13 protein-coding genes are annotated in these 12749 nt (G+C 70.8%); 7 read left to right on the top strand and 6 right to left on the bottom strand.

The annotated features are described in order from the left end of the window. Positions 1 to 913 (bottom strand): SAM-dependent methyltransferase (locus tag HMPREF3086_RS04390; RefSeq protein WP_070720346.1); only part of this gene is annotated, 913 nt, incomplete at its 3' end. 252 nt (positions 914 to 1165) lie between these two features. On the opposite strand from HMPREF3086_RS04390, the gene HMPREF3086_RS04385 reads away from it, so the two are divergent. Continuing rightward, on the top strand, positions 1166 to 2590 hold the full coding sequence (locus HMPREF3086_RS04385; protein ID WP_070720343.1) for an NAD(P)/FAD-dependent oxidoreductase: 1425 nt from the start codon (positions 1166 to 1168) through the stop codon (positions 2588 to 2590). A 126-nt stretch (positions 2591 to 2716) separates the two neighbouring features. Here HMPREF3086_RS04385 and HMPREF3086_RS04380 read toward each other — a convergent pair whose 3' ends face one another. Then, positions 2717 to 3133 carry a PaaI family thioesterase gene (locus tag HMPREF3086_RS04380; protein ID WP_070720341.1) on the bottom strand — a complete coding sequence of 139 codons (417 nt, stop codon included), beginning with the start codon at positions 3131 to 3133 and terminating at the stop codon, positions 2717 to 2719. Positions 3134 to 3225: 92 nt separating this feature from the next. Further along, positions 3226 to 3990, bottom strand: a complete 765-nt coding sequence (locus tag HMPREF3086_RS04375; RefSeq protein WP_070720339.1) for a hypothetical protein — start codon at positions 3988 to 3990, stop codon at positions 3226 to 3228. 300 nt (positions 3991 to 4290) lie between these two features. Between HMPREF3086_RS04375 and gndA the strand changes: the two genes are divergently transcribed. Genes gndA through HMPREF3086_RS04360 form a run of 3 tightly spaced genes read left to right on the top strand, consistent with a single transcriptional unit; the run spans position 4291 to position 8068 of the window. Next, a complete protein-coding gene (gene gndA / locus HMPREF3086_RS04370) occupies positions 4291 to 5763 on the top strand; it encodes an NADP-dependent phosphogluconate dehydrogenase (RefSeq protein WP_070720336.1) in 1473 nt (490 codons plus the stop codon). A 47-nt stretch (positions 5764 to 5810) separates the two neighbouring features. Then, the gene (locus tag HMPREF3086_RS04365; RefSeq protein WP_246830903.1) at positions 5811 to 7139 is read left to right on the top strand and encodes a DEAD/DEAH box helicase; all 1329 of its coding nucleotides are present in this window, start codon (positions 5811 to 5813) and stop codon (positions 7137 to 7139) included. Further along, a complete protein-coding gene (locus HMPREF3086_RS04360) occupies positions 7136 to 8068 on the top strand; it encodes a hypothetical protein (RefSeq protein WP_246830902.1) in 933 nt (310 codons plus the stop codon). The genes HMPREF3086_RS04365 and HMPREF3086_RS04360 overlap by 4 nt, the downstream gene beginning before the upstream one ends. A gap of 7 nt (positions 8069 to 8075) precedes the next feature. On the opposite strand, the gene HMPREF3086_RS04355 is transcribed toward HMPREF3086_RS04360, so the two are convergent. Then, on the bottom strand, positions 8076 to 9011 hold the full coding sequence (locus HMPREF3086_RS04355) for a hydrogen peroxide-inducible genes activator (RefSeq protein WP_070720333.1): 936 nt from the start codon (positions 9009 to 9011) through the stop codon (positions 8076 to 8078). A gap of 153 nt (positions 9012 to 9164) precedes the next feature. On the opposite strand from HMPREF3086_RS04355, the gene HMPREF3086_RS04350 reads away from it, so the two are divergent. From HMPREF3086_RS04350 to HMPREF3086_RS04340, 3 genes are all read left to right on the top strand, one after another. Further along, a complete protein-coding gene (locus HMPREF3086_RS04350; protein ID WP_063973061.1) occupies positions 9165 to 9761 on the top strand; it encodes a peroxiredoxin in 597 nt (198 codons plus the stop codon). Further along, entirely contained in the window at positions 9758 to 10282 is a 525-nt protein-coding gene (locus tag HMPREF3086_RS04345) for an alkylhydroperoxidase, AhpD family (protein ID WP_007628757.1), read from the top strand. The genes HMPREF3086_RS04350 and HMPREF3086_RS04345 overlap by 4 nt, the downstream gene beginning before the upstream one ends. A gap of 175 nt (positions 10283 to 10457) precedes the next feature. After that, positions 10458 to 11408, top strand: coding sequence for a DUF2189 domain-containing protein (locus tag HMPREF3086_RS04340; protein WP_239550488.1), 951 nt, complete (start codon positions 10458 to 10460; stop codon positions 11406 to 11408). A 67-nt stretch (positions 11409 to 11475) separates the two neighbouring features. Here HMPREF3086_RS04340 and HMPREF3086_RS04335 read toward each other — a convergent pair whose 3' ends face one another. Together HMPREF3086_RS04335 and HMPREF3086_RS04330 are read right to left on the bottom strand one after the other, a co-directional pair. Next, positions 11476 to 12213: a DUF3159 domain-containing protein gene (locus tag HMPREF3086_RS04335; protein ID WP_070720329.1), complete on the bottom strand. Its 738-nt coding sequence runs from the start codon at positions 12211 to 12213 to the stop codon at positions 11476 to 11478. After that, complete coding sequence (locus tag HMPREF3086_RS04330; protein ID WP_070720327.1) at positions 12200 to 12607, bottom strand: OB-fold nucleic acid binding domain-containing protein; 408 nt, start codon at positions 12605 to 12607, stop codon at positions 12200 to 12202. The genes HMPREF3086_RS04335 and HMPREF3086_RS04330 overlap by 14 nt, the downstream gene beginning before the upstream one ends. Positions 12608 to 12749: the final 142 nt, after the last annotated feature.

Raw genomic sequence — 12749 nt, 5'->3', positions numbered from 1 at the left:
CGATCACCTCGTCGTGCCCGGCGCGGCCGGCGGTCGCGCCGGGGTCCGCCGCGACGACGGCGTCGACCATCCCGGCGGCGTCGGACGGGGCCCCGAGGAACAGGGAGATCTCCTCGTCCAGCCCCGCCGCGGCGAACCTCGACCCCAGCGCCGACAACCTCTCGGTGGACGCCGTCATGGTGCGCACGTGGGCCCCGCGCTCCGCGGCGCGCATGGGCAGCTCGCCCCACCCGGGCGTCGCCACGAGCACGTGGGAGCCGTCCTCCACCCCCGCCAGCGTCAGCATCGTGTCGGCCGACCGACGCTGGGCATCCCCCAGGTCGCCCCGCCGGGGGGCCGGGGACGGCGCCTCCAGGTGGACCACGTCGGTCCCGTCCTGCAGTCGGGACCGGGTCCGGGCACCGGACGCGAAGACGGCGCCCGAGGTCGACATCGTCTCGTCCGTGTACAGAGAGGTCAGCGCGCCGGGTACGGAGTCCTCCAGCTCCACCGTGACGGGGCAGCCCCGCCGCCGCCCACCGCCGACGGAGCCGCGGCCCTCACGCCCGTACGCCCGCTCCCCCGGGTGGGCGCAGTCGGCGTTCGCGGCGATCCACGGGGCCAGCGTCGTGATGGCGGCACACAAGTCGGGCGTGGTCCAGTCTCCGGCCATGAACGACTCGCCGAGCCCGACCACGCCGCACTCCGCCAGGCGCGCCCAGAAGTGCTCCGGCTCGCGCAGCACCACTCGGACTGGGGCGTCGTACTCCCCCGCCGCCGACGCGTCGGGGTAGTCGATCCGCAGCCCGAGCTCGCGCGCCGACCGGCGCAGCGCCTGGGCGATGAGAACCGGCGGCTGGCCCGGTACCCCGGACGGCGGAGCGAGCGCGGGCCAGCGCTCGAGGTCGACGACCTGGGGTTCGACTCTGACCACCGGTGTCCCTCCTTGTGGGGCTCGCGTCACAGGGACGCTACCGCCGCCCGGCCGTCCCCCGGCTCAGGCGCGGCGGCGACCCTACGGCTCAGCAGCGGCGGGGGCCCGCGCCCCCGCGCGCCGCGCCTCTACGTGTGCACGGCGTCGGTCGGCGCACTATCCTGGGGACTCGTGCCCGGCGGTAGTTGCGCGGGCCCCAGACCGACGAGGCCAACGAGCCCCTCACCCAGACCAGCCTCATCAGGAGCCGCCATGACCGAGCCCGCAACCGACCAGGTCACCGCCACCGCACCGGCCGGCCGCCGGCACCGCGTCGTCATCATCGGCTCCGGCTTCGGCGGTCTGTTCGCCGCCCAGCAGCTCGAGAAGGCCGACGTCGACGTGACGTTGGTCGCCAGGACGGGCCACCACCTGTTCCAGCCGCTGCTCTACCAGGTGGCCACCGGCATCCTCTCGGTGGGCGAGATCGCCCCGCCGACCCGCCTCATCCTGCGGGACCAGAAGAACGCCACGGTTGTCCTCGGTGACGTGGACACGATCGACGTGGCGGCCAAGAAGCTCCACGCCTCGGCCGGCCACATCGACTTCGATCTCGAGTACGACAGCCTCATCGTCGCCGCGGGCGCCAATCAGTCCTACTTCGGTAACGACCACTTCGAGCGCTGGGCGCCCGGCATGAAGACGGTCGACGACGCGCTCGAGCTGCGCAGCCGTATTCTCGGCTGCTTCGAGCAGGCCGAGGTGATCGACGACGAGGAGGAGCGCCGTCGCCTGCTGACCTTCGTGATCGTCGGCGCCGGCCCCACCGGTGTGGAGATGGCCGGCCAGGTCGCCGAGCTCGCCCAGCACACCCTCCGGAACAGCTTCCGCCGTATCGACCCGGCCTCCGCCCGCGTCATCCTCCTCGACGCCGCGCCCGCGGTGCTGCCGCCGTTCGGCAACAACCTCGGCAACGCCGCGCGGGCCCGCCTGGAGAAGATGGGCGTCGAGATCCAGCTCAACGCGATGGTCACCAACGTCGACTACCAGGGCATCGAGGTCAAGGATCCGGACGGCTCCGTCCGTCGCATCGACGCCTCGTGCAAGATCTGGTCCGCCGGCGTCAAGGCCAGCCCCCTGGGCAAGCAGCTCGCCGACCAGACGGACGCCGAGATCGACCGCGCCGGACGCGTGCTGGTCAACAAAGACCTCTCACTGCCGGGCCACCCGGAGATCTTCGTGGTGGGCGACATGATGAGCCTGGACAACCTGCCCGGTGTCGCGCAGGTCGCCATCCAGGGTGGCAAGTACGCGGCCAAGCAGATCATCGCCGAGGTCGAGAAGGGCCGGACCCCGGCCGAGCGGAAGCCGTTCAAGTACTTCGACAAGGGCTCCATGGCCACGGTGTCGCGCTACAGCGCGGTGGTGAAGATGGGCCCGATCGAGATCTCAGGCTTCATCGCCTGGGTCATGTGGCTCGTCGTGCACCTCGCCTACCTGATCGGTTTCAAGAACCGCATCACGACGATGTTCTCGTGGGGGATGCACATGGGCGGCGATCACCGCTCGCAGCTGACCTCCACGAAGCAGTGGGTCTACGCGCGCCAGGCCCTCGAGCGGGTGGCCGCCGACGACGCCGCCCAGCGGTCCGCTGATCGGTCGCGGGAGGAACAGTCCGCATCCGCCTCGGTCGACTGAGAACCGCTCGACTCGGGCCCGTCGACTGAGGGCCCGGCTACCGGGGTCGACGACGAGGAACGCGCCCGGCGGGCAGGTTGCCGTCGGGCGCGTCGCCGTCTCGCAGCCGGTCCCCGGCGCGGCCGGTTACTGTAGGTTCGCCAGCCGCACCTGACCCACCGCCGCGGTACGTCCGTGGTCATCGGCGATCTCGACCCGCCAGAGCTGTTGGGACCGGCCGCGGTGCACGGGGGTCCCGGTCGCCGTGAGGGTGCCCTCGGTGACGGCGCGGAGGAAGTCGGTCGAGTTGTTCACCCCGACGACCTTGCCCTCGCCCCCGAGCCACACCGCGCCGGCCACGCTGGCGACCTCTTCGACGATCGCGCAGTAGACCCCGCCGTGGACGATGCCGTACGGCTGGTGGAGGTGCGGCTTCACCTCTACTGTCACGACCACCTTGTCGGGAGTGACCTCGGTGTACTCGATCCCGATGTTGCCGCCGAAGCCGATGCCGGAATGGGCGCGGATCCGCTCGAGCACTTCACTGTCAGCGGTGTCGGACATCTGACCTCATCTCCCCGGCCCGGCCGGTCCGGACCACCGGGGTCGAACGTTACCCGGGCCGTACTCGTGCGGGATCACTCACGCCTCCCGGGTCAGCGGACGGAGCGCCACCCCCGGTCGCGCACGGGGATGGGCCCCGAGCCCGGGGTGCGCGGGAGCCGGCTACGCCGGCGGACGGCCAATCCGGAATCGTGAAGGGCCTGGAGCACCATCTGTCCGCGCCGGTATCCGGTCTCCGGGCTGGTGTCGGCGAACGTCGGCACGATCGTCGCGGCCCCCAGGACACATTCACCGGCCATCGACCAGAGCGTGTCGACACTGCAGTTGCTCACCTCGGCGAGGCCCTCGAACACCGCCGTCAGGGTCGAGCGGGACCGGCAGGCGAGCCACTGCGCGAGCGCCTGCTCGCACGGGAGGACAACGGTGCCGGGTGATCCCGCGGCGGGGTCGTCCGGCAGCACCCGGAGGGTGGTGTCGCGGACGCCGGCCCAGTCGAGGCCCCCCTCGATGTCTGTCCGCACGGCCATGTTCTCGGCGCCGGTGTCCCAGACGCGGCCGATGGTGACGAAGCTGGCGACCGCGCGACCGAGGACACCGTGGGTGAAGGCCTCCGCGACCAGGTACGTCGAGAAGCGGATGTCTCCGGATTCGGTGAAGTGGTCGCGGAACATCTGCTCCACACGGCCACTGTCCACGGCCCGCTCGAGCGGCACCCACCGGCGCCGCGACTGCGTCCCCAGGTCCGCGATCGAGTAGAACTTCGGATAGCCGGCCCGGAGGCCACCGAGCACCTCGACCGTGTCATCGAACAGCGTGCGTGTCCCCGCCAACTGCGTGGGCAGCAATGAGCCGGTCATGTCTGGTCTTTCCCCTCGTAGAGTCCCCGAACCGGGTCCGGCGCGCCTCCGCGGAGACGTCCGGACCACGGCGATCCGTCCCCCGAATCGTTGTGGTCCAGGTCATCTGGCCCGACCATAAGTGTTACAACACATCGCCAGTTGTTACCAAGAGTTTTTCAGCCGATCGACGAATCCTTGCACTCAGTGCACGTCTGACCTATCAACCACTTCGCTGCCGCCACCCCGCCTCCGGCCCGGCCGATAGCTCGCATCGATGCAGGTCCGTTCGCTTCGCGGGCGTCGACTACGCTGAGTCGCATGAGTACAGAACGCGAGGACGCGCAGCCCGCCGCCGGCACTGTCGGCACCGCCGACATCGGAGTGACCGGCCTCGCCGTCATGGGCTCGAACATCGCCCGCAATTTCGCCCGGCACGGGTATACGGTGGCGGTCCACAACCGCTCCGCGGGCAAGACCGACGCCCTGCTCTCGGAACACGGTGCGGACGGTGACTTCGTCCGCACCGAGACGATCGCCGAGTTCGCCGCCGCCCTGCGCTCGCCGCGGCGCGCACTCGTGATGGTGCAGGCGGGCGCGCCCACCGACGCGGTGATCGACGCGCTCGCCGACGCGTTCGACGAGGGCGACATCATCATCGACGGCGGCAACTCCCTCTACACGGACACCATCCGTCGCGAGAAGGCCATGGCCGAGCGCGGCATCCGGTTCATCGGCGCGGGCATCTCGGGCGGCGAGGAAGGTGCCCTGGAGGGGCCGTCCATCATGCCGGGCGGGCCGGCGTCCAGCTACGAGGTCGTCGGACCCATGCTCGAGGACATCTCGGCCAAGGTCGACGGCACGCCGTGCTGCACCCATGTCGGCGAGGACGGCTCGGGCCACTTCGTCAAGATGGTGCACAACGGCATCGAGTACTCGGACATGCAGTTGATCGGCGAGGCCTACCACCTCCTCCGCGGTGTGGCGGGGATCGAACCGGCGGCCATGGCCGACGTCTTCCGCGAGTGGAACACCGGTGAGCTCGACTCGTACCTCATCGAGATCACGGCGGAGGTGCTCGCGCAGGTCGACGCCGAGACCGGGGGCCCGCTCGTCGACGTGATCGTCGACCGCGCGGGCCAGAAGGGCACCGGTCGGTGGACGGTGAAGTCCGCCCTCGATCTGGGCGTCCCGGTCACCGGCATCGCCGAGGCCGTCTTCGCCCGCGCGCTGTCGAGCTCCGTCCCCCAGCGGGAAGCCGGGCGCGCCCTGCCCGCCGGCTCGGTGTCGACCCCGACACAGACCGGTCCCGAGTTCGTCGAGGACGTCCGTCGGGCGCTCTACGCGTCCAAGGTCATCGCCTACGCGCAGGGATTCGACCAGATCACGGCGGCCAGCGCGGAGTACGGGTGGGACGTCGCCCGTGGCGACCTCGCCACCATCTGGCGCGGCGGTTGCATCATCCGCGCCACGTTCCTCGACCGGATCCGTGAGGCGTACGCCGCCGACCCGTCGCTGCCCTCCCTGCTCGCGGCGCCGTACTTCGCCGAGGCACTGGCGGACTGCGTGGACAGCTGGCGCCGCGTCGTCGCGACCGCGGTCACCGCGGGCATCCCCGCGCCGGGTTTCTCGGCCGCGCTCGCGTACTACGACGGCCTGCGCACCGAGCGTCTGCCCGCCGCGTTGATCCAGGGTCAGCGCGACTTCTTCGGCGCGCACACCTATCAGCGCACCGACCGTGAGGGCAGCTTCCACACTCTGTGGAGCGGCGATCGTTCGGAGGTCCGGGCCTGAGCGGTTCGCAGCCCGGTGGTCTGGGCCGGCTCCTCGAGGACCTCGGGGTGTCGGTCCCGATCAGACATGCCGTGTCCGCGCTCGTCTCGGGCGAGCCGACACCGGTGCAGGCGGCCGCGCTCGCCGACGCCGTCGGCGGCGAGAGCCTGCTCGCGGTGGCGCCGACCGGCTCCGGCAAGACGCTCGTGTTCGCGATCGGGGTGGTCCACCGCCTCGCGGGGTCACCGAGCCTGCCGGGCCGGCCCCGAGCGGTCGTCGTGGCACCCACCCGCGAACTCGCGGAGCAGAGCGCCGAGGTCCTCGCGGAGGTGGGCGCGGGCGCCGGGCTGCGGGTGGCCTCGTTCGTCGGCGGCCAGCCGATCAAGCGGGATCGTCGCGCCCTCATCGCCCCGGTCGACGTGGCCGTGGGCACGCCGGGTCGCCTGGCCGACCTGGTCCGGTCCCGAGCCGTGTCGCTCACCGACGCGCGGGTGATGGTGCTCGACGAGGCCGACCAGCTCCTGGGGCCCTCGTTCGTCGAACAGACCGAGTCGCTTCTCGCCGCCTGCGCCGGTGCGGGACTCGTGGCGACCACGGCCACCGCCGACGCCGACGTTCAGCGACGCCTGCGCGAGGCGCGGCCCGGCCTCCGGGTCCACCGCGTCGAGCGCGCGCCGACGTCGGCACAGCAGGAACCCGGTCCCGGGGTGTCACCGGAGGCCGAGACCGCGGCCGCGAAGACCGCGACGGGGACGACGACGACAACGGGCGCGCCACGTCAGCTGGTCATCCTCTCCACCCCGGATCCTGACGGCGTGGCGGTCGCACTGGCAGCCCGCTGCACGCGGGGACTCTTCTTCGTCCCTCGCCGGGATGCCGTCGACGCGCTGCGTGCCGCCATCGCGGACACCGGCGTACGCGTGGCCGGCGTGAAGGGGTCGGACTCCCCCACCCGGCGCTCGTCCGCGTTCTCCGAGCTGGCCTCGGGTGCCGTCCGTGTCCTGGTGACCACGGACCTCGCGGGCCGGGGGCTCGACATCGTCGACGTCGGCCACGTGGTCCACGTGGGACCGCCGCACTCGACGGACGACCTCGTCCACCGTTCGGGTCGGACCGGTCGCGGCGTCGCGCAGGCCGGCGTCGTCGCCGCCGTCCTCAGACCCTCCCAGGTCGACCGCGTCGCCGATCAGGCGCGGAAGTCGGGGATGTCGGTCGAGACCGTCGACGTCTCCCGGCCGGGCGCCGACGAGGCGCTCACGCGGGTGTTCGGCCCCGAGCTCGCGACACCGGCCGTCAGAAAGGCGCCGGCCCCACCGGCCCGGTCGCGACGGCCGTCCGAGCCCCGGCGACCCGCGCGCTCACGCGTTCACCGCCCCAAGCGGAAGAAGCGGTCGTGACGTCCGACGTTCGCCCACCCGACCCGGTGGTGCTCCCGGAGGAGCTCTGGCGGCGCCGCGAGGAACGCCACCACGCCTGCGTCGACCATCTGACTGCCGAGCACCTGCAACGCCGGCGCCGGGGGGAGCCGCACCCCGTCGTCGATTTCCTCTTCACCTACTACCGCACGAGCGTCGCCACGGTGCGTCGCTGGCACCCCGGGCCCGGGGTGTTGTTGGAGAACGCGCACCGGTCGGAGCGCCGCGAGTGGCGGCACTACCTACGCGCGACGGTCGCCGGCCGGGACGGGCTCGTCGTCGACGCCGACTCGGTGTGGCGTCGCTGCGGAGACCGGGTCTCCCGCGCCCGTGCGGTGGTCGCTGCCACGGCGGGCCGCCGCGGGGCCACGGGGTGCTTCGGCCTGCACGAGTGGGCGATGCTCTATCGTTCCGGCCGCGACGGCGTGCGCCACGGGCAGGTACCCCTGCGACTGACCCACGATCGGATCGACGAGATCGTCCGCGGCTCGCGTCTGCAGTGCACGCACTTCGACGCGTTCCGCTTCTTCACCGACGACGCCGTGCCCCTCAACCGGGAACCCCTCACGCGGGACGGGCAGGTCCACGACGAGCAGCCGGCGTGCCTCCATGCCGGGATGGATGTCTACGCCCATACGGCAGCCCTCGAGGCCGGCGCACCGGGCGAGCTCCTCCTCGACGCCCTGCGAGCGGCGTTCGACGCCCGCGAGGTGGACATGCGCTCCTCGCCCTACGACCTCTCGGCCTGGGGCCTGACGCCGATACCGGTGGAGACCGCCGAGGGCCGCGCCGAGTTCGTCGCCTTCCAGAAGCAGTGGATCGCACGCACCCAGGTGCTCCGTTCGCGGTTCCTGGCCGCGGTCGACCACGTCGAGCGACTCGCGGGACGGGTCCCCGTCGGCGCACGGTGACCGGCCGTCACACGGGTGTCGCGCCGAACTCCTGCGCGGCCACGTCGGCGACGACACGGCCGAATTCGGCGTAGGCGTCCGCCCCGGCGGTCGCGGTGCGCAGCACGAGACCGATCGTGCGACCGGGCACCGGGTCCGCGAACCGCGCCACGGCGATCCCGGGGTCGCGTGTCTCCGGACCCACCGCGGATTCGGGCACGATCGTCACTCCCAGTCCTCCGGCGACGCACCGCACCGCGGTGGTCAGGGACGCGGCGCGGGACTCGCCCCGCCCGAGCACAGGCGCGGAGACCCGGCGGCACAACTCGACCGTCTGCTCGCGGAGGCAGTGTCCCTCGTCGAGCATCAGCAACGGCTGGTCGACGAGGATCTCCAGCGGCAGGCCCTCGCGCCCGGCGAGCTCGTGGGACGCCGGCACGAGCAGGGCGAACGGCTCGGAGTAGAGCGGCGTGGCGGCGACGCCCATCGCGTCGGTCGGGACCGCCATGATCGCGAGGTCTATGACGCCGCTGCGCAGCCCGTCAACCAGTCGGGACGTCTGGTCCTCCACCACCCGCGGCGTCAGGTCCGGGAACCGCTCCCCCAGCGCCGGGAGCAGGCCGGGCAGCAGGTACGGGGCGACGGTGGGGATCACGCCGATGCGCAACGACCCGAACAGCGGCCCGTCACTGCCCGCGGCGGCGTCGGCCACCGCGTCCATCGCGGTCACCGCCGCGCGGGCGTACGGCAGCAGGTGGTGCCCCGCGGGCGTGACGAGGACGGACCGCGTACTGCGCTCGACCAGGTGCAGACCCAGTCCGTCCTCGAGCGTCGCCAGAGCCTGGGACAGGGAGGGTTGACTCATGCCGAGCTCCTCGGCGGCACTGCGGAAATGCAGGCGCTCCGCCACGGCGAGGAAGACCCGGAGCTGCATGAGGCTCGGGACGAACCGCTGATCAGCCATGCCGATCAGTGTACGGCCGTCGATAACCCAAAGTCGATGATTATTCGCACGTACCTATGAGTGATCTATGTCTCATCGACTTTACCTCTCACAGGGAGTGGGGCATAGTCGGGCTTGGCCGTCCGACTAACGCCAAACCCTCAGGAGGATCACATGGCTCTTCTCACCATCGGCGATCAGTTCCCCGACTTCGAACTCACCGCGCTGAAGGGTGGTGACCTCAAGGAGGTCAACGCGCAGCAGCCCGAGGATTACTTCGAGACGATCACCAACCAGTCCTACGAGGGCAAGTGGCGCGTGATCTTCTTCTACCCGAAGGACTTCACCTTCGTCTGCCCCACCGAGATCGCCGCCTTCGGCAAGCTCGACGAGGACTTCCAGGACCGCGACACCCAGATCCTGGGCGGCTCGATCGACAACGAGTTCGCGCACTTCAACTGGCGCGCGACCAATGACGAGCTGAAGACCGTGCCGTTCCCGCTCCTGTCGGACATCAAGCACGAGCTGATCCGCGCCCTCGGTGTCGAGAACGCCGACGGTGTCGCCGATCGCGCGACCTTCATCGTCGACCCGGACAACGTCATCCAGTTCGTCTCGGTCACCCCGGACGCCGTCGGCCGCAACGTCGACGAGGTCCTGCGTGTCCTCGACGCCCTGCAGTCGTCCGAGGTCTGTGCCTGCAACTGGCAGAAGAACGATCCCACCAAGAACATCAACAAGATGGACATGCTGCAGGAGGGCATCAAGTGAGCATCGAGAACCTGAAGTCCGGACTCCCCGAGTTCGCCAAGGATCTCAAGCTGAACCTGGGCTCGCTGGCGCGGTCCACCGAGCTCAACGAGCAGCAGCTCTGGGGCACGTTCCTCGCGACCGCCGCCGCGACCCGCTCGGCGACCGTCCTGTCGGAGATCGCCGACGAGGCCCGCCAGCACCTGTCGGACGAGGCGTTCAACGCCGCGCTCGGCGCCGCCTCGATCATGGCCATGAACAACGTGGCCTACCGCGCCAAGGAGTTCCTCGGCGACGACTACACCCAGGTCCGCATGGGCCTGCGGATGAACATCATCGCCAACCCCGGCGTGGAGAAGGCCGACTTCGAGCTGTGGTCGATGGCCGTGTCCACCATCAACGGCTGCGAGAACTGCACCGCCGCCCACGATGACGTCATCCGCAAGGAGGGCGTCACCAAGGAGCAGGCCTGGGAGGCCGTGAAGATCGCGGGCACCATCGCCGGTGTCGCGCAGGCCGTCGAGATCGACGCCAACATCTGACGCTCACCTCTCCGGTGACCGTAGGGCCCCGCTGACGAGAGTCAGCGGGGCCCGGTGTGTTTCCGCCGAATGCCTCATGGTCCGCGAGTTGGACCTCGTGCTCACGCCGCTGCGCAACTAGGTTCGGCAGGAGAGCCGTGGAAGAGTCCCGCGGCACCGAGCGATGGAGACGGCGATGACCACCGGAGGCACCCCACCCGGGGACGGGTACCCGAACGACCCCTACGGTTCCGGACCGGACCGGAACCAGGGCCCCTACGGCGACGCGGGCTACGGCCAGCAGGCTTACCCGGGCCAGGGTGGCTACGAGCCGTACCCCGGGCAGGGCGGTGGCTACGAGCCCTACCCCGGGCAGGGATACGGACAGCCGGGTCATGAGCAGCCGGGTTACGGCCAGCAGGGATACGGCCAACCGGCCTACGGACAGCAGCCCTACGGCGATCCGGCGTACGGCGGCTACGGCCAGCCGGGGCCGGGCGGGGCCCCGGCCATGGTCGGCCGGGTGTCCCCGACCGGCGCGGTCAGCGCCGGCTGGCAGATGTTCAAGAACAACCCGGTCCCCTGGCTGCTCATCACCCTGGCCAGCGGTGTGGTCAGCGGGATCATCAGTGCGTTCTCCACGGACGAGTCCGGGGCCGTGATGTTTATCGCCCAGGTCCTCTCGTTCGTGGTGAGCCTGCTGCTCCAGGCGTTCATCGTCCGCGGCGCCCTCCTCGAGGTCGACGGCCACAGGCCGTCGTTCGGCGACTTCTTCAAGCTGCACAACTTCGGATGGTTCGTGGTCGCCGCGATCCTCGTGGGCATCGCCACCTTCGTGGGTGTCTTCCTCCTCATCGTCGGCGCCTTCGTCGTCGCGTTCTTCCTCTACTGGACGCAGTACTTCGTCGTCGACCGCAACATGACGGCCACCGACGCCATCGTCTCGAGCTTCCGCGCGATCAAGTCGGACGCGGGCAACCTGCTCGCGCTGGCGCTGCTCAACGTCCTCATCATCATCGCGGGCACCCTGGCACTGCTGGTGGGTCTGTTCGTGGCCATCCCGGTCACCACGCTCGCGTCGGTGTACGCCTACCGGGTGATCACCGGCCCGAGCGAATTCTCCCGCGCCGCGACCGCCGCCGCCTGATCCACCGCCGCCCGATACGCCACCGCTGATCCGCGGTAACGGCGGCGTCGTCATTCCCGGCGCGGTGTCATTCCCAGCGCTCGGCATCTCCCGGCGACTGCCCGGCGACGGGGTTCTCCGCGTCCGTCTCGTGGGCCATCGCGCGACGGACCGCCCACACGGTCCCGACGAACGCGACCAGCGCCAGTGGCCAGCCCATCCCGATACGCGCGGCGCCCAACCAGTTGACCTCGTCGTTGAGGTACAGGACGTATTGCAGGACAGCCCGGATCGCGAATAACGCGGCCCAGAAGCCCGTCGCCACGGTGTACCACCGGCGTGCGGGCGGGATCCGACGCCAGGCCATCCCCTTGCCGTCGAGGAAACCCCAGATCACCCCGACGAGAGGCCACCCGGCTATCGCCGACAGCGCGAACGCCGACCCGTACACGGCCTGGGTGATGATGCCGTAGAGGAAGTACCCCTTGGCGTCTCCCGTCCGCCAGGCGATGAAGACACAGATCGCCACGCCGATGAACCCGGAGATCGCCGGCTGTGGGTTGTCCCGGCGTCCCAGGGACCAGGCGAGCATGGCGACCGCGACGCCGAGGGCACCCCAGATGGCGGCGGTCAGGCCCCAGAACGCGTTGACGGGGACGAACGTGAGGACGGGGATCGACGAGAAGATGAGCCCCCGGACACCGCCCATCTGCTCGAGCACGGACGCGTCGGGATCCCCGAACGCGGTCTTCCGGCTCGCCACCGACTGCCGCCCGGTGCCCGGGCCGGTGTCCGACTCCCCCGCTGCCTGCTCAGGCTCTGTCACGCGATTCCTCCACGGTCCTGCACGGCTGCCCGTCGAGCAGCTCGTAGCGCGGGTTGTACATGATCCTGCGGCCGTCGCGGATGCCGACCCGGCCCGTCACACGGATGAACCGGCCGGTGTCGATTCCGGGGATCGTGCGCCGTCCGAGCCAGCAGACCTCGATCGCGCCGGTCCCGTCGAACACCTCTGCGGTCATCCCGAGGAAATCCGATCCCCCGCAGGAGAGCACGGTCCGGATGCGCCCAGTCAACGTCACGCGATCCCCTCGCGCGACATCCGCGACGTGGGTGCACCCCGTGCGCTGGACGCGCACGGCGAGATCCGCCGCGTCGAGTGCCTCGACGGGGTCGGTGAGCCGGGCGGTCAGGTCCCGCAGGACCCTGGGGAAAGGCATGGTCAGATCTCCGTCGGCCGACCGGTTCCGGTCACAGGTCGTCGTCCGCGCCGCGGAGCCGGTCCATCGCGCTCCCGTCCCGGCGGGGCGCGGCGGTGCCACCGGTCGACGACGCGGCCGTTCCGCCCGTCGACGGGGCGGC

Source organism: Dietzia sp. HMSC21D01, assembly GCF_001815995.1.
In the GTDB taxonomy this organism is placed as follows: domain Bacteria; phylum Actinomycetota; class Actinomycetes; order Mycobacteriales; family Mycobacteriaceae; genus Dietzia; species Dietzia cinnamea.
Note: the sequence above shows the minus strand (reverse complement) of the source record. Positions and strands in the feature narration are given on the sequence as shown.

Excerpts from the sequence above, each read along its gene's own strand:
- HMPREF3086_RS04385 (WP_070720343.1), top strand. The coding sequence starts at position 1,166 with ATGACCGAGCCCGCAACCGACCAGGTCACCGCCACCGCACCGGCCGGC.
- HMPREF3086_RS04380 (WP_070720341.1), bottom strand. The coding sequence starts at position 3,133 with ATGTCCGACACCGCTGACAGTGAAGTGCTCGAGCGGATCCGCGCCCAT.
- HMPREF3086_RS04375 (WP_070720339.1), bottom strand. The coding sequence starts at position 3,990 with ATGACCGGCTCATTGCTGCCCACGCAGTTGGCGGGGACACGCACGCTG.
- gndA (WP_070720336.1), top strand. The coding sequence starts at position 4,291 with ATGAGTACAGAACGCGAGGACGCGCAGCCCGCCGCCGGCACTGTCGGC.
- HMPREF3086_RS04355 (WP_070720333.1), bottom strand. The coding sequence starts at position 9,011 with ATGGCTGATCAGCGGTTCGTCCCGAGCCTCATGCAGCTCCGGGTCTTC.
- HMPREF3086_RS04350 (WP_063973061.1), top strand. The coding sequence starts at position 9,165 with ATGGCTCTTCTCACCATCGGCGATCAGTTCCCCGACTTCGAACTCACC.
- HMPREF3086_RS04340 (WP_239550488.1), top strand. The coding sequence starts at position 10,458 with ATGACCACCGGAGGCACCCCACCCGGGGACGGGTACCCGAACGACCCC.
- HMPREF3086_RS04330 (WP_070720327.1), bottom strand. The coding sequence starts at position 12,607 with ATGCCTTTCCCCAGGGTCCTGCGGGACCTGACCGCCCGGCTCACCGAC.